Origin of the sequence: Streptomyces sp. NPDC001890 (genome assembly GCF_042891445.1) — a bacterium.
Classification (GTDB): domain Bacteria; phylum Actinomycetota; class Actinomycetes; order Streptomycetales; family Streptomycetaceae; genus Streptomyces.
Genome location: NZ_JBIATE010000011.1, coordinates 119,693 through 140,655, shown reverse-complemented (window position 1 = coordinate 140,655; position 20,963 = coordinate 119,693). Strand labels below are relative to the sequence as shown.

Genomic DNA, 20,963 nt, shown 5'->3' with positions numbered 1-20,963 from the left:
AGGAGTTCGGGATCGCCGGTCACCTTTCTCGGGCCGGCGCGGACCGTGCCGTCAAACGCTGGAAACCGTCCCGATCAAGGGCGTCAGAAAGTCATTCCGCGCCCACACACCGGGCTGTCAGAACGCTGCGGTGCGGCCATTGAGCACAGGACTGATGTGGGGGAGCCGGCCCGTTCTGTCCGCGTCGTGCGGTTGTGGTCTCCGTTGCTCATCGTCGCCCTCACGGATGCCGCAGGCCACCGCCGGACGCTGCAGAATCCGGTGGGCCTGCCCGCCGTTCGCGCAGCCCGCACGCCGAGTTCGGCCCGAGGCGTGCTCGGCTTGGCCTGGCGGCGCTCCCGACGAACTCGCGGTCCACTGCGAGGCGACTGTCCTCGTCGCTGCCAACGACGAGTGGCTGTGACCCCCGGCTGTCACACGGTGGGATCCACGTTCCACGCCGCAGGAAGATCGCTGCCGCAGAAGACGCAGACGAAGTCGTCCTCGCGCACGATGTTGTGCTCCTGGCAGCTGAGGCACCGCCGGAACACCACCTCGTGGGTGAAACCGGAAGGCCGTTCAAGTCCTGCGTCGTCCAGAGCGCGAGCGACCTCCGGCCAGGAGTTGACGTCCGGGCAGTACCCGGTGGACTGGTTGCTGACCTCGCTCACGGCCCACCGGTGTGCCTCACGGATAAAGCTGATCTCGCCGGCACTCAGAACCATGTCTCCGCCGGCGCAGGCCACGTGTTCGCTTCGCCGCGGAGCCAGCCGGAGCACACCGTCCATGCCGACCACGAAAGTGAACGGCTCGGCCAGCTCCGCCACTGATCGCCCAGTGATCCAGCCGTCGAAGTCAGCCGCCGAACTGATCCGGCACCCGCCGCCACCAGGCCGGACCGCGGTCTTCAGCTCGACCGGTCCGACATATCTGTAACTCCGCCCCCGCGCACTCACGTCAGCCAACCCAGTGCCGCGGCAGGCAACGTTTGTCCTGTCGATGATCGCGCGTAGGCGACGGCCGTCGGCATGGCGGCTGGCGCCAGATGATGCATCGGCGGATCACGCTGCCCCGTTCCTTGTGGCCGGCGTGGCCGGTGCCGTCGAGGCGCGCGTCGAAGCCGTCGGCGTTGAAGCTGTGGATCACGTCGCGGACCCGGTTGTCACTGGTGAACGACACCTCGGCAATCTTCGCGACCGGCACGCCCTGAGCGGACAGCAGTACCGTCTGCGCGCGCCGCCACGTCACCACGAGCCGGTGCCTTCGCGGATGATCCGCAGTAACCACAGGGCCTCTTCGTCATCGATCTCGCGAACGCGCACTCGTCCTGCCACCTGCATGGCCTGGCAGCCCGATGCCGCTGGAGTGTCAGGTCAGGAGGAGTCGTCGGAGTCGGCCGAGAGCGTCTTGCCCACGGCTCCTGACCGGACGACGCCATCGACTGTCACACAGATACCGAAGACACGATCGTGGCTGGTCCAGCCGTTGACGCGGCCACGGTTGTTGCTGATCTGTACCCGCTTCCCGGCAAGGTCCACGGACGAGACCAAGTGCAGGTGGACCGTGCCGGCGACACGGGCGAGGACGATGTCTCCGACCTCCAACTTCGACGGGTCGACCGGGGCAACGACCTCCTGCTGCCGACTGAGTATCAGCGGAATCATCGACGAGCCGCTGGGCCGGAACGCCACGGTGGCTCCGCCGGCAACCCTGCCTGCCACTGCATCCAGAGCACCCATCCGACGATCGTGGCAGATTCCCCCACAACACCCCACCGATTTACTTCTCCGTGCTCCACCGCCGAGGCGAACGTGGCCTGATGCGGCACTGGATCACGTCGCCGCCCGGATGAGGACGGCGGCGACGTGGAAGGCGGCGGGGTACTTGGTGACGGCCTTGTCATAGGCGGTGGATACCCTGCGGGAATGAGTAACACGATGTGGGATGCCCTGGCGGCGACACCCGTCCCGGAAGTGCGGCGCCGCGCGGCCATCATGGACGACCTCGCCGGGGTCGAACCGGTGACGGTGACCGGCGCACGCCGTCTGGCCTGGAACGACGGCGGCGGCCAGTCCGCGGTCTGGTACTTCGCGGAGGACGGCCGCGTGCTGCTGCTGACGTTCGACCACGAGTCGGCGCTGAATCTGTATGCCGAGGAAGATTTCGCCCTTCAGGAGTCCTTCTACGAGGGCGTCCCCGAGCGCCTCGTCGCCCTGGTTCGCGACCGTCCCGAGAACTACGAGTCGCTGAACCTCACGGACTCCGCGACGGGCCGGACGATTCACTACGCAGGCGGTGTCTTCTGGTACGACGGCACGCGCTGGCACGTGTCCGACGGCCTGGCGGAGTACTGCCGTCGCGAGGAAGCGGACCTCTTCGGCGAGTCCGGCTTCGACTACTGCCTGGACGGCTACCGCTTCGGTCAGGACTTCACCCCGGAGACCGTCGTGGCGATCCGGGACGAGGACGGTTCATACGAGGACGAGAAGGAGAAGGAAGCGGACCTGTCCGGCGTCCGTGAAGTCTTCACCCGGCACGGCTAGGCAGCCGCTCTGTTGCCGACGCAACAGCCGGGGTCGGGGGCTCGCAACACGCAGTGCGACATCCGACTGGAACAGACCTGCGTTGCAGCCCTGAGCTGTGAAAGCAGAGTCAACCAGCAACACACACGAGCGTGTTGCATTCCGAGTCGCCGACGCTCCAGCAGGACCCGGCGGGCGGCGTCCGGGCGTGACCGCAGCACATCCAGCCCGGCGATCGCGCCCGGGAACGTCGCTGTCCAAGGGGCGGCGACGGTGCGCCCGCCGCCGGTTGGTGGCCCGCAGTACGCAGAATTCGCACCCCCAGTCGTAACGTGCCGCCCGCAGCCGCCGTATGGCCGTCCCGACCCGCCCGGGCCACCGTTACGGATCTGCGTGGGCGTCCGGCATGCCCGTGAGCACGATCTCGTAGGCGATCTTCATGGCAATGAGGGATTCCGCGTCCGCTCCTCCGACCGCACGGCCGTACCTGAGCGTGTCACTCCGGCCTGGGTTCCGAGCCTCCTTGGTCCGGCTCGGTGAAGTCGGGGCTGGAGAAGTCGGGGCTAGTGAAGGCGGGTCGGGACTTGGATTCCGGGCCGGAGAAGTCCGGTCTGCTGTAGCCGACCTTCAGGATGCGGTTCGCCGGACGATACGGCTTGCGCGAGGCGGGGGCTGCTTCGGGGTCGGCGAGCGCGTCCCGCAGGAACGGAAGGATGCCCCGCTCCAGCAGGGCGTGCCGCCAGGCCTCTCTGGCGCGTGCCACGTCCTCCCATAGTTCCTCGTCCTGGTCCTCTGTCGTCCGTGACGTCGAACCGCGGCGCAGCGCGGTGATGACGAGACCAACAGCAGCGGCGAGGACTGCTGCCACGGTGATCGCCGCGAAGGACCAGCCCGCGCCCACCATGGTGCTCGCGAACGATGGCGGCGGATTGAGCATCTTCAGGAGGTAGCCGGCCAACAGGAGGAGCACCGTGGCGGTGCCTGCCAGCACCGGCAACAGGACCAGGATGACGGCGAGCACACCGGCTCCGGTCGCCTCCGGGGCCGGTGGCCTGCGTCTGGCCGGCCGCGCACGATCGGCATTGAGGCCGGCCAGTTGTTGCTCGGACGTGCGCAGTGTCCCCATCTCTGCCGTCCCCGATACGACTGGGCGTACGCGGAGTCCGAGCAGCGCTGCCAGCAGACGACGGCCGAAGGACATCTCGGCCCATCGCCGCGGAACGACTCCGTCGCTGATCCGCCGGCCGCCGGGGTGCCTGGTACCCAGCACGGCAGCGCCGAGCCGATGGCCTGGGCCTGCCGACGTGTGGTGGTCGGTGGCCCGGGGGCCGGAGCCGGGGATTGCGGACAAGCCAGAGGCGGACGCCGATCCCATGTTCGGGGCCGGGCCGCGGCGTTCTTCGCGGAGTCGTACGTAGTGCTCGTACTCGGGTGCGGCGGTCGCGGCGATCAGTGCCATGGCGTTCAGCGCCATGGTGCGCAGCTGCTCGGCGTTGAGCCGTCGGCCGACCGCGGCAAGATCCGGTCGTTCATGGGCATGACGCAGTACGTCATCGAGGAGCCTCTCGTACTCGGGGCGGTCCTCGGCCAGCAAGTGCGGAGCACTCTTCACAGCCTCTCCTCCCCGAGCGCCGGCCCCTGCCGCCATCGTGACGCGCCCCGATCGTCGGCACCGGACCCGGTTCTGTCGGACGAGTCCGCAGGGAATTCGCTCGATGCGGGCTCCTGCGTACGGGCGTCCGCGACTGTGGCGGGCCGCCCAGGCAAAGACATCGGTCGCACCGGGGACGGCGGTCTTTCTGCCGGGACCAAGGGCTGGACCGGTTGATCCGCAGAAGGCGGCGCGGACGGTCGCACCACCGGGGGCGTGGAGTCTTCGGCGCCCGGGTCGCCCGTATCGCCTGCCCCAACGGTGTTGCCGGCGGCGGCCGAGGGCAACTCGGGCTCCGCAGCCAGTTCAGCCGGCTGCCGTTCGCCCGTCACCGCCTCGTTCACCGTCTGGATGCGGCCGAGTTGGGTGAGCAGCATGGGCGCCGACAGTCCGACGACGAGTGCGGCGTACCCACCGCTGATCTGCCCCGTGGTCCCGAACAGCACTGCGGCGCCGGCGCCCATCATGCCGTGCACGACGGCCGCGGCGGTGTCGACGGCGGGGTCGAAGTATGCCTGGAACCGCGGCGCTTCGGCCTGCGCCGTCCCTGCCACGGCTGACTGTCGGTGGAGGCGGCGGTCGGCCTGCCAGGAGACGAAGCGGGTGTACAGATCCAGGACCCCGCGCAGCAGACCACCCGCCGCCCCCAACAGGATCAACGTCGGGACGTCCACGGTCTCCCCTGTGCAGAGGCGCTGTCACCTGCTTGCGCGCTTCCGGTCATGGGATGAGCGTAGAACCACCCGCCCGCCACGGGAAGGGCACGCTCGGTGGAGGAGAGCGTGCTCGCCCACGTGGACCCCGGGGTGCCGCCGGGGCCTTCGGGCGAGGGCGTTGCGGAGGGCTCGTAGGGCGGGCTCGTGGTGGTGCTGGGCGGGGATTGACCGGTGCGAGTTCGTGGCGCGGGCGAGGACGAGGCCGGTGCGGTAGCCCGCTGGGAGGACGGTCGGAGCGGCGGCGGCGAGGCGGCAGGCATGTTCGGTGTCGCCGAGGACCGTGAGCGCGTGGGACAGGTGGACGTGACGCTTCTGCTCGCAGTGCCCGAACCAGGTGTCGGCCCGTTGCTCGCCGCTGAGTTGTGTCGAGCCCGAGCGTCCCCATGTGAGGATCGAAACGGCGCTCCTGTGCCAGCAGCACGCCGCTGACTTCCACCCATCCTGGTCGTACGTCTCACACCCCCGACGAACGCCGTGCGCGCTCCGGCCTCAACTGCCGCGTCGCCCTTGCCGACAGAGAGTGAACGCGCAGTCTCTCTGCGTAAGTTGCCCATGCGGGGGTAGTTCTCTCTTGTCGCCTGGAACGGGCGATGGATTTCCTTCACAGCCCTCAAAGGAGTCATCCATGGTCCATGTCAGCGAGGACGAGGTGGAATTCAAGAAGTCATTGATCAAGGCGGCAGCGGCCAAGGCTTGGCACCATGGGGTCTATCAGAGCGTGGACGCCGCCGTCGGTTTCCTCAACATCGACCCCGTCCAGGGCGCCGGCGAGGCGATCATCGTCCCCCGGTCCGACGGCCAGGTGGACCTGGTGTACTTCATCTGAGACCACGGTGTACTTCATCTGAGAACGGCCGGACCAATCCACCCGCCATCTCTCTGGACAGCGCATGACGTCTGCCTGCGGTGGCCACACCGCAGGAGCCTTCGAGAGCTGTACGGCTGTCACTTCCGGCGACGCCCAGCGAACACCGGAACTGCCGAAACCGATCGGCCGGAGCGCGGCGCTCAGTACTCCAGCCGCACGTCGTGGTCACATGGCGCCCACGGTTTCGTGAGCACTGTCGGCAGACCAGTGGCGCTCAGCGACCACGGCCACTTCTCTCGATGAACAACATTCCAGGGCCTTGGAGTTCGCACTGGAGCGACCAGGGGGTGGGCGGCAATTGGCGAGGATGAGCAGGACGCCAGGACGCCAGGACGCCAGGACGGTGGGCACGGGCGTGGCGCAAATGGCGGCGGCGTCGCCCACGAATCGATGCTGTGACGATCACGAGCGCGAAGCCCTGGGTCCGCTCCGAGCAGATCGGTCAGTGCCCGGTACCGCCCAAGGACCAGGAGTGGGTCGAGAAATGGATGAGGTGGTGCGTAAAGGAGTTCGGGCTTGAGGTGGTGAAGCGCGAGATAGCACTTCCCGTCTCGGACTTCTTCCCTCCGGGCTTCGTCGGCACCCCGGTTCAGGTCGGGGAGCTGGTCCGGCGCGTCTGCTCACTGATGGGGGTCGACCCTGATGAGCTCAGCGTGGAGTACTTCGAAAGCCCCGAACAGGAATCCCACGCCCTGCGGAGCAACCGTGACAAGCACCGTACGGTCGGCATGTACCGCAAGGCCGACGGTCATGCGGTGATAGAGCTCGACCTCCGCGAAGCCGAAGAGCCGGCTGTGCTCGCGGCCATCATCGCCCACGAGCTCGGGCACGCCCGTCTGCTCGGTGAGGATCGCATTCAAGGCATCGAGGTCGACCACGAGAAGCTGACCGGCCTCGTGACGGTCTTCCTCGGCATGGGCGTCTTCACCGCCAACGCGGCCTACCGCTTCACCAAGTCGGTACACGGCTTCTCCGTTCTCCCGCTGGGGGACCTCACCGAGCGGGAGCTCACTGGAACCGCACTCGACCCCACCCGCCACCTCGGCTACCTCACTGAGCGTCAGTTCGGCTACGCCCTGGCCTGCTACTGCCGGCTTCGGGGCGAGACGGATCCGCTCTGGTCCCGTCACCTGGAACCCGGCGCCCGCGCGGCGCTCAAGCAAGGGCTGCAGTACTTCGCGGATCGTCCGCCCACGGCCCAGCACCGCTGAACGGCCCGGCTCGTGAACGAAGTGCGGCCGGAGTATCGGACGAACTTCATCCGCGGATGATCTGCCCCGCCCTCATGCAGGCCACGGGCCACGTCCTACGGGCGGCGGGCCGGTGGGTGGTTGTCGAGGAAGCCCTGCTCGGAACCGGGTCGTGGAGCAACCGAGCGACTGTGACGAGTCCGGACCCGGTCAGCTGCTCGGCAAACGGCTCCGCCGGCCAGCTATGGGCGGGCGCCACCTTGTTGGTCGAAGCGGACCGGCTCCGGCCCCTCGGTCCCGGTCGTCTGCCTGGTCCGGTGAAGACCGGCCTGCGCGGCGCCGAGGCGGAGTGTCTGGAGTCCGAAGGCTGTGACGGGGCCGTGGGCGCCGGGGGTGAGGGAGGTGCTGGGGGCGGCGGCGTGGCTGGCGCCCCAGGCGAGCAGGGAGCCGGTCATCTCGTAGGGGTCGGGTCCGGTGAGAGCGGTTGTGGCCAGGGCCCGGCCTGCTGCGTCGCGTGCGACGGCAACGACGAGGGCCCGGCCGTTGGCGTCGGGATCGCGCGTGGATCCCGGGAGACGGTGGGAGAGCTTGGTGACCGAGCTGCGGATCGCCGCAGTGCGGAGCAGAGGTGCGGCGAGGTGGGTGCTGGTCTGGACGAGGCGCGTCCATCGGCCGAACCAGCCCAGGCCCACGTCGACGCTGTCGAGGTGGGGAAAGGCTTCGGGCAGACCAAGGTGTTCGGAACCGCCGACTGTCAGTGCTGTTCCGGTGATGCCCGCGTGGTGGAACGACAGCAAGCGGGCGCCGGTGTGCTCGTCGGCGAGGTGGGCGGGGCCGCCGGTGCGTGGGCGTCGGTAGGCGAAGGCTTCCTCGACGGCGGAGCCGACGAGTGAGGCGCGTGTGCCGCCGGTGGTGAGGGTGAAGGCGTCGCGCAGTGTGCTGCGGTAGCGCTCCTCGTCACCGTGGCCGGAGCGGGTGAGGAAGTAACCGATCTCGACGTGGCGCGCCTGCTTGCCGGCCTGGGTGAGGGCGAGGGCACCGGCGAGGTTGCCCGGTACGTAGTCGTAGCCGAATGCCGGGACGATGCTCGCGCCACGGGCGGTGGCGACGGCATCCAGTTGGAAGGCCTGCCGGATGAAGGGCGGTTCTCCGGTGGAGTCGAGGTAGTGGGCTCCTGCCCGGGCGGCCGCGGTGACCGCTGGCAGGCCCAGTTGTGCGAACGGCCCGACGGTGGAGACGACGACGTCGGTGCGGTCGAAGATGCGGGTGAGAGCGGCTGTCGAGGTGGCGTCTGCCTCGATGACGGGCAGGTCTGCGTGAAAGCGCTCGGCCAGTGTGAGCACCTTCGCGCGGTTGCGGCCGACCAGGGTCGGCGTTTCACCACGGGCCAGGAGCTCGCGCAGCACGCGCTGTCCGGTGAAGCCGGTTGCTCCGAGCAGAACGATTCTGCGTTTGTCCACGATGGCGGCCTTCCAGAGGGGGCGAGGGCGGTGGGGTCAGTCGGAGAGCCCCGGGGGAACCCTCATATCTTTACATTATTCGAGTCAAGTGTTAAATTCGTAGCCATGCCGAAGGTTCCCTCGTCCCAGCTCGTCCTCGACGCCGCCTACCGCTGCTTCTGCCGCAACGGTTACCGCCGCACCACGGTCTCCGACATCGTCGAAGAGGCGCAGATGTCGCGCCCGACGGTCTACAAGTACGTCGGGAGCAAGGAAGAGGCGATAGTCAAGGTCGTCCAGTCCCTGCTGGAGCAGGCAGGTGCGGCATCACAGGCGGCGGCCGAGGCCGCGGTCAAGCCGGACGAGAAGGTCCTCGCCGTGCTCACGGTGAAGCTGGAAGTCGCCATCCGGCTCTGGCAGGACAGCCCGGCCCACGCGCAGGAACTGCTGTCGGCCGCCACTGCCCAGGCGCCCGACCTGGTCAGCACCTACACCGACGGCCTGGCCGTACTCCTGACCTCAGCCCTGGCTGAGGTCGTGCCGGACACCGCACGGCAGGCCGCTGCCGTCCTGCTCACCTTCACCCGGGGCCTGGAGGACGACCTGCGCGACGCCGACGCCGTGCGCGGCGAACTCGCCGCCGGTGTGCAGATGATCACCCGCGGAGCCCTCGCCCGCTCCGCGTCCACTCCCGACTGACCCCAAGGGGCAGACCCTGCCGAAAGGCGCCCCTCATGAACACCGCCCTCGCCCCCACGCACTACCGCGACCAGCAGGCATGGCGCGACCTCCAGCAGTTCCTGCCCGAGCGGCTGCGTCTGACCGACGCCACCGCGCCCGAGGAAGAGTTCTGGGACTGGCGCCGCCACCGCGTCCACCTCGACCGATACCGCAACCCCGACGCCAAGGCCAAGGTCGTTCTCCACCACGGGGTCGGCACCAACGGCCGCCAGATGTCCCTCATCCTCGGCGCCCCGCTCGCCCGGCGCGGCTTCGAGACCGTCGCCCTGGACAACCTCGGCTACGGGCTCACCCGGGTCAGACCCGGGACCACCCCCTCGTACGACGACTGGGTCGACCTCGTCGTCGACTTCCTCGCCCATGAGCAGTCCCGCGACGACCGCCCCATCGTCCTGTACGGACTGAGCGCCGGCGGCATGCTCACCTACCACGTCGCCGCCAAAGCCCCCCGCGGCACCCTGCGCGGCATCGTCGGAATGACCTTCCTCGACCAGCGCGACCAGCAGGTCCGCGACGAGACGTCCCACGACAAGCTCACCGCCCGCGCCGGGGTCCCCCTCATGGGCCTGCTCGCGAAGACACCGGCCTCCTCCGCCAAGTACCCCATGAGCCTCGCATCCAAGATGTCCGCGCTCGCCAACGACCCGGCCGCCATGAAGGTCCTCATGAAGGACCGAACCTCGGCCGCCAACTGGGTCAGCGTCCGCTTCCTCGACAGCTACGCCACCTATACCCCCGCCGTCGAACCGCAGGACTTCGAAGCCTGCCCCGTTCTGCTCACCCAGCCCGCCGAGGACCGCTGGACCCCACACCACCTCAGTGTGCCCGTCCTCTCCCGCATCACGAAGGTCCCGGTCGACACCGTCATGCTCGACAACGCCGGCCACTACCCCCTCGAAGACCCGGGGCTCCAGCAGATGGAGGACGCCATCGCGGACTTCGTCACCCGAACCACCGCCTGACGCGACGGGCCCGCGCCTGGTGCGGTTCACCCCGCACGACTTCCGCAGAATCGTCTCCACCGGGACCGTCGACGGTGGGCTGCCGATTCACATCACCGCCAAGGTGATCGGCCACTCCGATCCGAACACAGCTCAGGGATATGTCGCGGGGGCCGTCCCGAGGAGGTCATCCGCCACTACCGGCACTTCGTCGATCAACGCCGAGCCGCGCGTCCCGACGAAGAGTGCAGGAAGCCAACCGACGCCGAGTGGGCCGACTTCCGTGACCATTTCAGCCTCCGTAATGTCGCGCTGGACACCCGTGACCGGCCCTGCGGCACCCCCTGCCAACACGAGCAGGCGTGCTTTTCTGAACTTTGCGTTGAAACCTGGCTGTTGGGATGCCTGGTTCTGGCTGGCTGGCCGGCCGGTCAGGGCAGCAATCGGCGGGTAGAGGTCCAGGCCAGGAGTTGATCGCGGGTGTGTCCAGGTGCCAGGTGGCCGAGCAGGGCCTCCAGATGGGCCGTCAGGTTCTTGTGCCACCGAAGCCGGCGGATCTGCTCGATGGTCAGGTAGCGCCATCCATCGGCGAGGGCGGCAGCCTGCGCGGGCGTGATCGTCAGTGCGTCAAGCGTGTCGGCCGCCAGCACGGCAGGGCTCCAGTCGGGGTCCGTGTCGTCGGGACCCAGTCTGTCGATCACCCACGCCCGGAGCATGAAGTCCTGATGGGTTACCTGCGTCAGGCGTCCCCCGCTGTCGGCGAGCATGAGCCGGTTGGCGAGCAACGACAGCTTCGCCCACTGGCGGCGGTCTTCTTGTGGGTGGGCGGAGTCGTAGGCGTGTCCCTGTGCAGCGACGCGTGCTGTCTCAAGCTGCTGACCACGGGCGTTCTGGACGAACGTCCGCAGTTGTTCGAGTGTCCACGTGCTCGGATCGCGCGCGAGGTCTTCTTGGTCTGCGTCGCTACTCACAGTCCGTGCTCCTGGTCGTAGGCACGCCGAGGCTGGTCGGGGCCGCCTGTGTCCGTCGGTTGATCTGACCGAGCTTGTCCTCGGCGCCGGCCAGGCCAACCCGCAGACCTTCAACCTCGCCGAGCCAGCCCTCGCGCTCCGCCTCGGCGATGCGGGCGATGAGGTTATCGCGGATTTCGACGAGCCGTGCCTGTTGGGCGGGGCCTGGTCTCAGGAGTGAGCATCTGACACAAGCGTGCTGATGGACATACGGAGTTCCGAAGGCGCGTGCGCAGGTGCCGATGGACACCTCCCCTCGCTGTCGCCGAAGTCCTCAACAGCCGCGGCATCCCGACCGAGGAACAGCATCGCCACCTTTACCCGGCGCCCCGTGAGTCCCACGCGGGGCGCCGCTCGCCCAAGGGGCGGTTCATGACTGCTGATCCGTACGGCGCCGCACCCCCGTGCCCCTGCACTGGCGCAACCAGAATGCGCGCCACTCCGACGTGCTGGCCGCGCAGCGGCGCGAACGTGCCCGTATCCGCGGCGAGAAGGGCATCCGCCGGGGTGGACGCCCTCTGACCGACGCAGCCTGACCGCCACCGCCGGCCGGCCTGGGGCATCAGTGCAGCTGGATCAAATCCCACCGGTTTCCGTAGAGGTCCCGGAAGGCAGCAACCACGCCGTGACGCTCCCGCCGCGGCTTCCCCTCGAACCTGGCACCGGCCGCCTTCTTGCGCGCGTGATCACGGTCGAAATCCTCGGTGTGCAGGAACCAGCCGACGCGTCTCCCAGTCTGGTCCCCAACACGGGGCGGCCTGTTCACCGGCCGCGGTCTCGGCCAGGAGAACACCCGCTTCCCGGGCTCCTGGAGGCCGCACCACCATCCGGCGCTTCAGCAGCCTGCGGCGGCGTACATGTGACCGTGGCTCCGGCAGGACTTTCGTGGCCGGGGATCATATCGGTGCGAGGGCCGGCCGGTTCTTGGCGGAGTCTGCCGGAGTGAGCGGGGTCAGGCGAGGGTGAGAAAGAGTTTCTCCAGTTCTTCCTGCGTCATGGGCGAGGCGTCGGATCCTTCGGCGAGGCACTGCCGCATCCCGTTCGCCACGATCTTGAATCCGGCCCGGTCCAGAGCGCGGGAGACGGCGGCCAGCTGGGTCACGACGTCCTTGCAGTCGCGGCCGGACTCAATCATCGTGATCACCGCGGCCAGCTGCCCCTGAGCCCGCCGAAGACGGTTCAGCACGGGCCGTAGCGCTTCTTCGTCCACCTGCACCAGATCCTCCTTCACCTCCTGACAGCAATACCCCGGGGGGTATTGCTGTCAGGACTCGGCCGTACTGTGTTCGTGGCCCTTCACCGCGCCGACGACGAGACCCTCCACCGCGATGTGCTTCACGGGCAGGTCACTGTGCGGGGGCCGCGCCTTCTCCAGGCCGCTCCGGGGCCTGCGGAGCATTGCGACCGCTGTTGTCGGCACCATCAGGGCGAAAAGCGACCAGCAGGGTCGTGCCCGGGACGTACTCGGTGAGGCGCCGCCGCCGAGGAGGCCGAGACTGCGCCGACCAGCGGTGAAGCCGTGACGACCGGAGTGGTCACTGCGTGCTCCGCAGCTCCGCGATCATCGTGCGGATATTGGGGCGCGGGCCCCGGTTGTACGGCAGCTTCGACAGCATGACGCCCATCATGCAGGAGTTGCTGACGGCCGCGTACGTCAGGCCGGCGCCGATCGCGGTGCCGATCAGGTGCATGCCGGGAACGAACACGCCGACCAGACCGGTGGCCAGGACGATCGAGCCGGCCACGAGCCGTACCTGACGCTCCATGTCCCACCGCTCGGGACCCCGGTCGACGGGTGCGCCGACCGTCTCCCAGGCGACGATGCCGCCTTCCAGGACGCGGAGGTTCGGCAGGCCGGCGTCGGCCAGGGCCTTTTCGGCCTGCGCGGCGCGGGCTCCGGAGCGGCAGACGAGAACGACGTCTTCGTCCAGGTGGGCCAGCAGCTCGGTCCGGTGTTCGCGCAGGGTGTCCAGGGGCACGTTGTACGAGCCCGGGATGTGTGCCGTACGGAACTCACCGGGCGTGCGTACGTCGAGCAGGCGCGGTGCCCGCCCTTCCTGGACGAGCCGGTGCAGCACGGCGGGGGAGAGGGAGGGGGAGGGCGCGGGGGTGGTGCTCATGAGGTTCCTTCGGGTCGTCGTGCACACCCAGGTGGGGTATGCGTGGAGGCTGGTGGGGCCCGGGTGGACTGCGGGCCCCGGGGGTCGGGTCGGAGCTGTGCCGGTCAGGCGCTCACGGGCTCGGCGGACAGGGCCCAGGCGGCGTACCCGCCGAGGACGTCGGAAACGTCGGTGAAGCCCCGGTGCCGCAGCAGGCTCGCCGCGATCGAGGACCGGTGCCCGCCGGCGCAGTGCAGGACGAGGGGCCGGTCGTCGGGCAGCTCGCTGCTCCGCGCGGGCAGTTCGCTCAGGGGGATGTGCAGGGCGGAGTCGATGAAGCCGTTCGCCTCGCGTTCGCCGCAGGTGCGGACGTCCACGACGACGGGAGGGTTGCCACCGGCGAGGGCGGTCCGAAGGTGCGCGGCGGTCACACGGCTCGCCGGAGTGACGTCGTCGGCCAGCGACTCCAAGGCGTCCTCGGGGTTGCGCAGGTAGCCGGCGGCGCGATCGAAGCCGATCCGGGCGAGGCGTGTGACGACCTCCTCCTCCCGGTTCTGGGGCGCCATGACGACCAGTTCGTCGGCCGGGTCCAGCACGGTGCCGGCCTGCTCGGCGAACCGCCCGTCGGCGGGCACGTTCACCGCGCCACGCAGGTGCCCGGCGGCGAACTCCTGCGGATCGCGCGTGTCCACGACGACCGCCCCCGCGGCACGCAGTGCGGTGAACTCGGTGAGCGTCAGCGGCCGCGGGGCCGACGAGGCGTCGTACCTGGCGCGGTCCCTGCGGTTCAGTTCGGCGTCGTAGGCGAAGTAGCCGGGCGCGGTGGACTGGCCGGCGGTGACCAGCGCGACGAACTCCTCGCGGTCTATCGGGGCGCACGCGTAGTTGGTGGCGCGCTGCTCGCCGATGGTCGATTGTTTCGCGGTCGAGAGGTTCTTGCCGCAGGCGGAGCCGGCGCCGTGCGCGGGGAAGACACGTACCGCGTCGGCAAGGCCCATCAGCTTGTTCTGGACGCTGTCGTGGAGCATCGCGCCCAGCTCCTCGGCGGAGACGCCGACGGAGGCGAGCAGGTCCGGGCGGCCGACGTCGCCGATGAACAGCGCGTCACCGGTCAGGACGCCGTACGGGACGGGGTCGTCGGCCCGCTCGTACACGAGGACGCTGATCGACTCCGGGGTGTGTCCGGGCGTCTCCAGGATCTCCAGGGTGACGTCGCCCAGGGAGATGCGTTCGCCCTCCGCGAGCTTGCGGATCGGGTACTCGGTCTCCGCGCGTCGGCCGTAGCCGATCCAGGCACCGGTCTCGTCCGCCATTTCCAGGTGGCCGGCGACGAAGTCCGCGTGGAAGTGCGTGTTGATCACGCCGACGATTGTGAGCCCGTGCGCGGAGGCGTCGGCCAGGTACTCGGAGACGTCCCGCCGCGGGTCGACCACCACGGCCTGACCGGTCTTCCCGTCGGCGATCATGTACGACGCCTGGGAGAGGCAGTCGAGGTAGTACTGGGTGAAGAACACGGCAATCCCTTCATGACGAACACGCACGCCGGGAGGGTGCGAGAGTGCTGGGGCGCGGGCGGTCGTTCGCCCGGCGTGACGGTCCCCGGCCCGGTGGAACCCGGTGGTCGGGCGGTGTGAGCGGCCGCACCGAGCACGAGTGGACGACCGGTGCGGGCCAGGCCCGCGGTGCCACCCGCGACGGAGACGGCGTTCCCCTGGCGGCCGTGAGCTGCCCGGTCGCCCGGGTGCTCCGGTACGCCTCTCGATACCCCCATGGGTATTTACGTACTCGACGTTAGAGCGGCTCCATGGGGGAAGTCAAATACCCCCATGGGTATCGAGGGTCACATGGCCGATCTGCTTGAGGTGTTCGATTCATATACCCGTAGGGGTATTCTGAAGTGCGTGTATGTGGGCCGACGGCAGTTTCAAGGCCCGCCGCGAAGCCCGCTGAGCGGGAGCGGTGCCACGTGAGGTCTGCAGCGCATGCGCCTCCGGCAGACCGTCCGCATACGCCCGACGCCTCGTCCACCTCGTCACGGCACGGAGGAGATCCGCTCGTGAACGCCCTGCCCACGGCCACCCCGCCGACCCGCACCTCCGGGCCACCGGTCCGTCTCGGCCTGCGGGAGAACCGGCTGCAGTTCTCCCTGCTCGTCGTCGTCAATATCGCCGTGGGCGGCCTGGTGGGCCTGGAGCGGACCACCGTGCCGCTCATCGGTACCGACACGTTCGGTCTGACCGGCGACCTGGCCGTCTTCTCCTTCATCATCGCTTTCGGCCTCACCAAGGCCCTCACCAATCTCGCAGCCGGAACCCTGACGGCCCGCTTCCGCCGCAAGCAGCTCCTCATCACCGGCTGGCTGATCGGAATCCCCGTACCCTTCGCCCTCGCCTGGGCGCCGTCCTGGGGCTGGATCGTCGCTGCGAACGTCCTGCTCGGCCTCAACCAGGGCCTGACCTGGTCGATGACGGTCAACATGAAGATCGACCTGGTAGGGCCCGCCCGCAGGGGCCTGGCCACCGGCCTCAACGAGGCGGCGGGCTACACCGCCGTCGGCGCCACCGCCCTGCTCACCGGTTACCTCGCCACCGCCTACGGCCTGCGCCCGGTCCCGGAACTCATCGGTGCCGTCTTCGTCGTCGCCGGCCTGGCCCTGGCCCTCGTCGTACGGGACACCGCCGCACACGCCGCCCTCGAACTCGCCCAGCACGCCGCGCCCCTGCCCACCGGCGAGAGCACGGGACCGGCCGCCACGTTCGCGCGGACCTCCTGGCGCGACCGCTCCCTGCGCGGCGCCAGCCAGGCCGGGCTGGTCAACAACCTCAACGACGGCCTGACCTGGGGCGTCTTTCCTCTGCTCTTCACCGACCACGGACTGGGTCTCGCCGCTGTCGGCCTCATCAAGGGCCTCTACCCGATCCTCTGGGGCATCGGTCAGATACCCACCGGCCACCTCGCCGACCGCATCGGGCGCAAGCCCCTCATCGTCACCGGCATGTTCGTCCAGGCCGTCGGCTTCGTCCTCGCCCTCACCCTGCTGGACCGCCCCCTCCTCGCGGGCATCCTGTCCGCCGTCGCCCTCGGAATCGGCACCGCCATGGTCTACCCCGCGCTCATCGCCTCCGTCTCGGACCACGCCCACCCCGCCTGGCGCGCCAACGCCCTGGGCACCTATCGCTTCTGGCGCGACATCGGCTATGCCGCCGGAGCCCTCGTAGCCGGCGTCCTCGCCGACACTCTCGGCCTGAATGCAACCGTCATCGCAGCGGCCGTCCTCACCGCCGGCTCGGGATTCCTTGCCGCCCGCTGGATCACCGACACCACCAAGCACTGACGACCACATGCGACTCACGGCAACGACAAGGTGCCATCCCTGGATCGAACGATGGCACCGCACCTGTCGCACCGGGACCGTCGACAGCACCTCCCGTTCCTCCACGCCTCCGGCGCGCGCTCTTGTCCTCCTGGCCCCGCACCGAGAGGTTCCGGACCTTGTGCGCGACCCATGTATGACGAGCCGGCCCGGTACCGACTGCGCGAGGTCCGCGCGCGGGGACCGGCCCCGACCTCACAGCACCCGGCTGCGGCTCCCGGTACGACTTCCCACCCACACGGGTGACACCTGTTGGGCAGCAACGATTCTCCGACGGCCGGGGCCGGAGCATGATCGGCATGACTCGTCACCTGCGGCGCACCGCGCCCCGCACAGCCGTTTCGGCTTCCGGCGGGCTCGCGGCGCTCCCACCACCGCCGGTGCATCCGCACGCTGTGGGGAGACGAGGCCGAGCCGGTCGTGCTCAACCACATGACCTGGGAAGACAGTTGCTCCTCGCTGATGCGGCTGTGACGTCCCTGTTCGAGAAAGAGACAGCACCATGAGCAACGCGCGTTCCACGGTCGTCCGGACAGCCGTGGCGGCACTGACCCTACTGAGCGTTCTGTCCGCGCCGGTGACGGCGATCGCTGCGGATCCACCACAGGGTGACTTCACTGCCACCGGTGTCAGGATCCACAGCGGTTACACGCTCGATTCACCGGTCCGGGGACACGGCAATCCGGGAGACGGATACACCTGGATGGGGGGCCAGAGCACAGGCGCCGACGAGGTGCGGTGCCCCGATGGGCAGGTCAAGGACCACTGGACGTACATCCACAACAACCGAACCGGGGTGGAGGGCTACGTCTCGGACTGCTTCATCCGGCAGAACTGACAGTACCCGCGGAAGAGGAAATCGGGATCGCGGGTGACGTTGCGACGCCCCCTGAACCCTGAGTCCTGAACCCCTGAACCTGGAACCCTGCAACACCGACCCCGAACCCCGAGTTCCTCGGCCGTCACGCAGCCGACGGTGGTCTTTGCCCCGTTGCGGCCGAGGATCTCGGCCGCGCGGACCAGCACCGACAGGTGTGGTACGCCTCTTCGCCCACGGTACGCGCCGGGTGCGGTGCGGGGCTGTCGTGAGCGGCTTGGTGCGGGGCGTCGTCGACGATGAGGGGGCGGGCGCCCGCCGCCGCGACGACGGGGGCCAGTTCGGGCGTGGTGAGGACCTCGCTGATCTCGGCGAAGCGGACCATGTGTGCCAGCCGGGACGGCGGGAGCGCGGGATCCAGGGCCACGCAGGAGCGGCCGGCCCGCCACACCCCCAGGAAGGCGGCCACCGTGCGCTCGTCGCGCCCGAGGCAGATGCCGGTCCTGCCCCAGGGAGCGGTCGGGAGGAGCGCGCTGATCCGTGTGGCCAGGGCGAGCAGCTCCCGGTAATTCGTCCTGCGCTCGCCCGCGATCACGGCTGTGGCTTCGGGATGGTGGGCGCCCCGGTGTGCCACCAGGTCATGGACCGTCCGGGGAGGAGAACATTCCTCGCTCTGCGGTTGCTGCGGGGGATCGACCGGCATGGGATGGCTCCAGATCTTCGAGAGCGCCGCGGGGGTGGGCGGCGCCCGTGACGTGCGAGGGATCGCCTTCATGGGCGCGCGGGGACGCCCCGGATGGGCGGAGAAGAGAAAAAGGGAGGTGTCTGGCACCGGAGCGAGCGACGGCCGTCCGGTCAGTGAGTCGCTTCGCGGGGTCCGCTCGCGACGGTACGAGCGTCGCGTTCCCGCAGCAGGGCCGCGAACAGGGGCCGCTCGCCCGGCGTGACGGAGGGAGAGGCGGGCGCGGCCCGCCCGGCACCGAGTTGCTGCTCGGCGCGCGATCGCAGTCGCGCCCGGTCCAGCTTGCCGCTGCCGGTCAGGGGGACTTCGTCGAGCATCAGGTAGTGCCCCGGCACATACGCCGAGGGAAGGACGGAGGCGAGGTGTGCGCGCAGGGCGGCGGAGAGATCGCGAGCAGGGGCACGGGCCTCGGCCACGCGGATCCACGCCACCAGTTCGGTGTCCTTCCCGGCCCTGACCGCCACCACCTCGGCGTCGTCCACCAAGGGGTGGGAGCACAGGTGGTGTTCGACTTCATGCGGTTCGATGCGCTGCCCCCGGATCTTCACCTGGTCGTCGGCCCGTCCCAGGTACTCCAAGGTTCCCGTCGATCAGTCGTACCCGGTCGCCGGTCCGGTAGAGCCGGTCCACGGAGGACCCCGGTGGTGCGGGTACGAAGGCGCGGGCGGTCTGCGCGGGATCGTTGAGGTACCCCAGGGCCAGTGGTACGCCCCCGATGCACAACTCCCCTTCGTCGCCGTCGGGAACCGGACCGCCGTCGCCGCCGACCACGAGCAGTACGCAGTTGTCGATGGGCCGGCCGATGAGGACGCGGTCGATTTCCCGCGCCGGGGCCGGGCTGGTCCAGTGGCTGACGTCGATGGCGGCCTCGGTGGGACCGTAGAGGTTGTGCAGGGCGGCGGGGACGGTGCCCACGCACGCACGCGCGACCTCGACCGGCAGCGGTTCGCCGCTGCAGAAGACGTGCCGGAGGGGGGTGCACCGTGCCGAATCGCGGTGGCGGAGGAACTCGCGGAGCATGGTGGGGACGAAATCGCAGAGGGTGATGCCCTGTTCGCGGATGGCGCGTGCCACCAGCCCGGGATCGCGGTGTTCCTCGGGTGGCAGCAGGACGCAGGTGCCGCCCGAGATGAGGGGGAGCCACAGTTCCCAGCCCGAGACGTCGAAGGTGATGGGCGTCTTCTGCAGGACACGGTCGGCCGGGCCGACCCCGTAGGTGTCACGCATCCACACCAGCCGGTTGGCGAGAGCGGTGCTCGGCAGCACGACTCCCTCGGGTGTGCCGGTGGATCCGGACGTGAACAGCACATGGACGGGCTGCGCGTCGGAGACCGGCCGTAGGGAGTCCCATTCCGCTTCCCCGGCCGCCGGACCCCTTGAGCGCGTGGGGACTGTGATCGTGCGTAGTCCCCGCGCGGCCAGTGGACCCTGTGTTCTGTCGATCACGAGGGCCGGCGCGCTGCCCGATACATCGAGTACGCGTCGCAGCCGGTCCGGGGGGTCGTCCGCGTCCAAGGGGAGGTAGGAGAGCCCTGCCTTCAAGATGCCGAGCAGAGCCACAGGCAACCGGACGCTCCGCGGAACGGCCACTGCCACCGGCAGTCCAGGCGGCGCCTCGGCTCGCAGCGTACGGGCTGTCTCGTCGGACCACGCTTCGAGCTGCGCGTACGTCAGCCGCTCGTCGCCGCACTCGACGGCGACGGCCGAGGGGTTCCCCGAAGGGGTGGGGCCGGGGAAGGGACGGTGGCGAAGTCCTTCCCGCTCCGCCGGGTGATCACCGGCCGCGCCGCGCCGCTCGGACCGGATGCGAGGTCCAGGAAGGTCACCTGCGAGCAGCCCGGATACAACCCTTGCGGCCCGTCACGAGTCGGAGATGCAGTGATGAGGTGAGGGCCTCCGTGTCCAGTTCACAGGAATGGCATAGGATGCGCGCAGCTTTCATAAAGATCACTTAAGAGGATGTACACGTCATGGCAATCCCTGTCCCGAATCGTTCCATTCGCCGCATATCTGCCGTTGTCGCCCTGTTCGCGATCGGTGCGGTGGGATGTTCGGACGTCTCCGACGCCGTCGACAGCGCCAAGGACAGCGCGAAGAAGGTGACTCGTCAGCGCTCGGTGTTCTCGCTGGACGTCGGCGACTGCTACAACCCGAACGGCAAGGCCGAGGGGACGGCGTACGCCGTCGAGGTCGTGCCCTGCGAAGAGGCGCACAAGGGCCAGGTCGTCGGCGATTTCGCGGTCGACGAGGGCAAGGAGTACCCGGGCGAAGACGGGGTCTCGGCGATCGCGGACAAGCGCTGCCTGGTCGAGGCGGAGAAGTACGCCCCGGACACCTGGGCGCTCCCCAAGGGCGTCGCCCTCTTCTACTACACCCCGACCAAGGAGAGCTGGGCGACGGGTGACCGCGCGGTGAGCTGCACCTACACCGTGGAGAAGGGCACGTTCCGCGGCTCGCTGGGCACCGCGAAGTCCCTCAAGCCCGAGCAGACCACGTATCTCAAGGGTTCGAACGCGGTCTACGACGCCCTGTGGGCGAACCAGTCCGAGAAGGAGGCCGTCGAGGACGACCTGGCCGGCTACAAGGCGCAGGCCAAGGCCGTCGCCGCCGCCCTCGACGCACACGTCAAGGGCCTGGACGGCATCGAGGGCACCGAGGTCGGAAAGCTCCGTGCGACGCTGACGAAGGCGGCGGGGAACTGGAAGAAGGCTTCGAACGCCGCCGATGCCGACACGTTCTACGTCGCCTACGACCCGGCGTTCTCCGGTATCGACCCGAACAAGTCGGTCGCCGCCCGCAAGGAACTGGGCCTGGCCACCACCGTCCCGGCCGATGAGGCCGAGGTCTGGGCGGGCTGACGCTCCGTCGAATCAGC

20 protein-coding genes and 5 pseudogenes are annotated in these 20,963 nt (G+C 69.2%); 9 read left to right on the top strand and 16 right to left on the bottom strand.

Annotated features, from left to right (window positions below; all coding sequences use genetic code 11):
* Positions 1-413: 413 nt before the first annotated feature.
* The 3 genes and pseudogenes from ACFYY1_RS25305 to ACFYY1_RS25295 form a co-directional block, all read right to left on the bottom strand.
* On the bottom strand, positions 414-935 hold the full coding sequence (locus tag ACFYY1_RS25305; protein WP_388589453.1) for a hypothetical protein: 522 nt from the start codon (positions 933-935) through the stop codon (positions 414-416).
* A gap of 154 nt (positions 936-1,089) precedes the next feature.
* Positions 1,090-1,313 (bottom strand): annotated as a pseudogene (locus tag ACFYY1_RS25300) (helix-turn-helix domain-containing protein); the annotation flags it as partial.
* 39 nt (positions 1,314-1,352) lie between these two features.
* Entirely contained in the window at positions 1,353-1,718 is a 366-nt protein-coding gene (locus ACFYY1_RS25295; RefSeq protein ID WP_388589450.1) for a S26 family signal peptidase, read from the bottom strand.
* Between the two features lie 186 nt (positions 1,719-1,904).
* Between ACFYY1_RS25295 and ACFYY1_RS25290 the strand changes: the two genes are divergently transcribed.
* Positions 1,905-2,522: a hypothetical protein gene (locus ACFYY1_RS25290; protein ID WP_388589447.1), complete on the top strand. Its 618-nt coding sequence runs from the start codon at positions 1,905-1,907 to the stop codon at positions 2,520-2,522.
* A 475-nt stretch (positions 2,523-2,997) separates the two neighbouring features.
* Here the strand turns inward: ACFYY1_RS25290 and ACFYY1_RS25285 are convergent, their stop codons facing one another.
* The 3 genes and pseudogenes from ACFYY1_RS25285 to ACFYY1_RS25275 all read right to left on the bottom strand — a co-directional run bounded on the left by ACFYY1_RS25285 (position 2,998) and on the right by ACFYY1_RS25275 (position 4,826).
* Positions 2,998-3,876 (bottom strand): hypothetical protein, encoded by an 879-nt coding sequence (locus ACFYY1_RS25285; protein WP_388589671.1) that lies wholly within the window; start codon positions 3,874-3,876, stop codon positions 2,998-3,000.
* 14 nt (positions 3,877-3,890) lie between these two features.
* Positions 3,891-4,149: pseudogene (locus ACFYY1_RS25280) on the bottom strand (hypothetical protein); the annotation flags it as partial.
* The gene (locus ACFYY1_RS25275) at positions 4,110-4,826 is read right to left on the bottom strand and encodes a hypothetical protein (RefSeq protein WP_388589444.1); all 717 of its coding nucleotides are present in this window, start codon (positions 4,824-4,826) and stop codon (positions 4,110-4,112) included. The gene ACFYY1_RS25275 and the pseudogene ACFYY1_RS25280, both read right to left, overlap by 40 nt.
* A gap of 667 nt (positions 4,827-5,493) precedes the next feature.
* Between ACFYY1_RS25275 and ACFYY1_RS25270 the strand changes: the two genes are divergently transcribed.
* The gene (locus ACFYY1_RS25270; RefSeq protein WP_388589441.1) at positions 5,494-5,694 is read left to right on the top strand and encodes a hypothetical protein; all 201 of its coding nucleotides are present in this window, start codon (positions 5,494-5,496) and stop codon (positions 5,692-5,694) included.
* Between the two features lie 437 nt (positions 5,695-6,131).
* Complete coding sequence (locus tag ACFYY1_RS25265) at positions 6,132-6,947, top strand: hypothetical protein (protein WP_388589439.1); 816 nt, start codon at positions 6,132-6,134, stop codon at positions 6,945-6,947.
* Between the two features lie 95 nt (positions 6,948-7,042).
* Here the strand turns inward: ACFYY1_RS25265 and ACFYY1_RS25260 are convergent.
* Positions 7,043-7,225, bottom strand: a pseudogene (locus ACFYY1_RS25260) (SAM-dependent methyltransferase); the annotation flags it as partial.
* A 912-nt stretch (positions 7,226-8,137) separates the two neighbouring features.
* Positions 8,138-8,332, bottom strand: a pseudogene (locus tag ACFYY1_RS25255) (NAD(P)H-binding protein); the annotation flags it as partial.
* A 159-nt stretch (positions 8,333-8,491) separates the two neighbouring features.
* Between ACFYY1_RS25255 and ACFYY1_RS25250 the strand changes: the two are divergent.
* Together ACFYY1_RS25250 and ACFYY1_RS25245 are read left to right on the top strand one after the other, a co-directional pair.
* Positions 8,492-9,064, top strand: coding sequence for a TetR/AcrR family transcriptional regulator (locus ACFYY1_RS25250; protein WP_388589436.1), 573 nt, complete (start codon positions 8,492-8,494; stop codon positions 9,062-9,064).
* 35 nt (positions 9,065-9,099) lie between these two features.
* On the top strand, positions 9,100-10,068 hold the full coding sequence (locus tag ACFYY1_RS25245; RefSeq protein ID WP_388589433.1) for an alpha/beta hydrolase: 969 nt from the start codon (positions 9,100-9,102) through the stop codon (positions 10,066-10,068).
* A 410-nt stretch (positions 10,069-10,478) separates the two neighbouring features.
* Here ACFYY1_RS25245 and ACFYY1_RS25240 read toward each other — a convergent pair whose 3' ends face one another.
* Entirely contained in the window at positions 10,479-11,018 is a 540-nt protein-coding gene (locus ACFYY1_RS25240; RefSeq protein ID WP_388589430.1) for a hypothetical protein, read from the bottom strand.
* A gap of 449 nt (positions 11,019-11,467) precedes the next feature.
* Between ACFYY1_RS25240 and ACFYY1_RS25235 the strand changes: the two are divergent.
* Positions 11,468-11,593: pseudogene (locus tag ACFYY1_RS25235) on the top strand (IS630 family transposase); the annotation flags it as partial.
* Between the two features lie 416 nt (positions 11,594-12,009).
* Here ACFYY1_RS25235 and ACFYY1_RS25230 read toward each other — a convergent pair.
* From ACFYY1_RS25230 to ACFYY1_RS25215, 4 genes are all read right to left on the bottom strand, one after another.
* Positions 12,010-12,273: a metal-sensitive transcriptional regulator gene (locus ACFYY1_RS25230; protein WP_388589427.1), complete on the bottom strand. Its 264-nt coding sequence runs from the start codon at positions 12,271-12,273 to the stop codon at positions 12,010-12,012.
* A 48-nt stretch (positions 12,274-12,321) separates the two neighbouring features.
* The gene (locus ACFYY1_RS25225) at positions 12,322-12,456 is read right to left on the bottom strand and encodes a hypothetical protein (RefSeq protein WP_388589424.1); all 135 of its coding nucleotides are present in this window, start codon (positions 12,454-12,456) and stop codon (positions 12,322-12,324) included.
* Positions 12,457-12,592: 136 nt separating this feature from the next.
* A complete protein-coding gene (locus ACFYY1_RS25220; RefSeq protein ID WP_388589421.1) occupies positions 12,593-13,177 on the bottom strand; it encodes a rhodanese-like domain-containing protein in 585 nt (194 codons plus the stop codon).
* A gap of 104 nt (positions 13,178-13,281) precedes the next feature.
* Positions 13,282-14,670, bottom strand: coding sequence for a rhodanese-like domain-containing protein (locus ACFYY1_RS25215; protein WP_388589418.1), 1,389 nt, complete (start codon positions 14,668-14,670; stop codon positions 13,282-13,284).
* Between the two features lie 542 nt (positions 14,671-15,212).
* On the opposite strand from ACFYY1_RS25215, the gene ACFYY1_RS25210 reads away from it, so the two are divergent.
* Both ACFYY1_RS25210 and ACFYY1_RS25205 read left to right on the top strand, forming a co-directional pair.
* A complete protein-coding gene (locus tag ACFYY1_RS25210) occupies positions 15,213-16,490 on the top strand; it encodes an MFS transporter (protein ID WP_388589415.1) in 1,278 nt (425 codons plus the stop codon).
* Between the two features lie 541 nt (positions 16,491-17,031).
* A complete protein-coding gene (locus ACFYY1_RS25205; protein WP_388589413.1) occupies positions 17,032-17,367 on the top strand; it encodes a hypothetical protein in 336 nt (111 codons plus the stop codon).
* A 124-nt stretch (positions 17,368-17,491) separates the two neighbouring features.
* Here ACFYY1_RS25205 and ACFYY1_RS25200 read toward each other — a convergent pair whose 3' ends face one another.
* The 3 genes from ACFYY1_RS25200 to ACFYY1_RS25190 form a co-directional block, all read right to left on the bottom strand.
* Positions 17,492-18,049: an AMP-binding protein gene (locus ACFYY1_RS25200; protein ID WP_388589410.1), complete on the bottom strand. Its 558-nt coding sequence runs from the start codon at positions 18,047-18,049 to the stop codon at positions 17,492-17,494.
* Positions 18,050-18,201: 152 nt separating this feature from the next.
* Entirely contained in the window at positions 18,202-18,636 is a 435-nt protein-coding gene (locus tag ACFYY1_RS25195) for a hypothetical protein (RefSeq protein WP_388589668.1), read from the bottom strand.
* Positions 18,602-19,894: an amino acid adenylation domain-containing protein gene (locus tag ACFYY1_RS25190; RefSeq protein ID WP_388589666.1), complete on the bottom strand. Its 1,293-nt coding sequence runs from the start codon at positions 19,892-19,894 to the stop codon at positions 18,602-18,604. The genes ACFYY1_RS25195 and ACFYY1_RS25190 overlap by 35 nt, the downstream gene beginning before the upstream one ends.
* Before the next feature lie 164 nt (positions 19,895-20,058).
* On the opposite strand from ACFYY1_RS25190, the gene ACFYY1_RS25185 reads away from it, so the two are divergent.
* A complete protein-coding gene (locus ACFYY1_RS25185; protein ID WP_388589408.1) occupies positions 20,059-20,946 on the top strand; it encodes a septum formation family protein in 888 nt (295 codons plus the stop codon).
* Positions 20,947-20,963 lie beyond the last annotated feature (17 nt).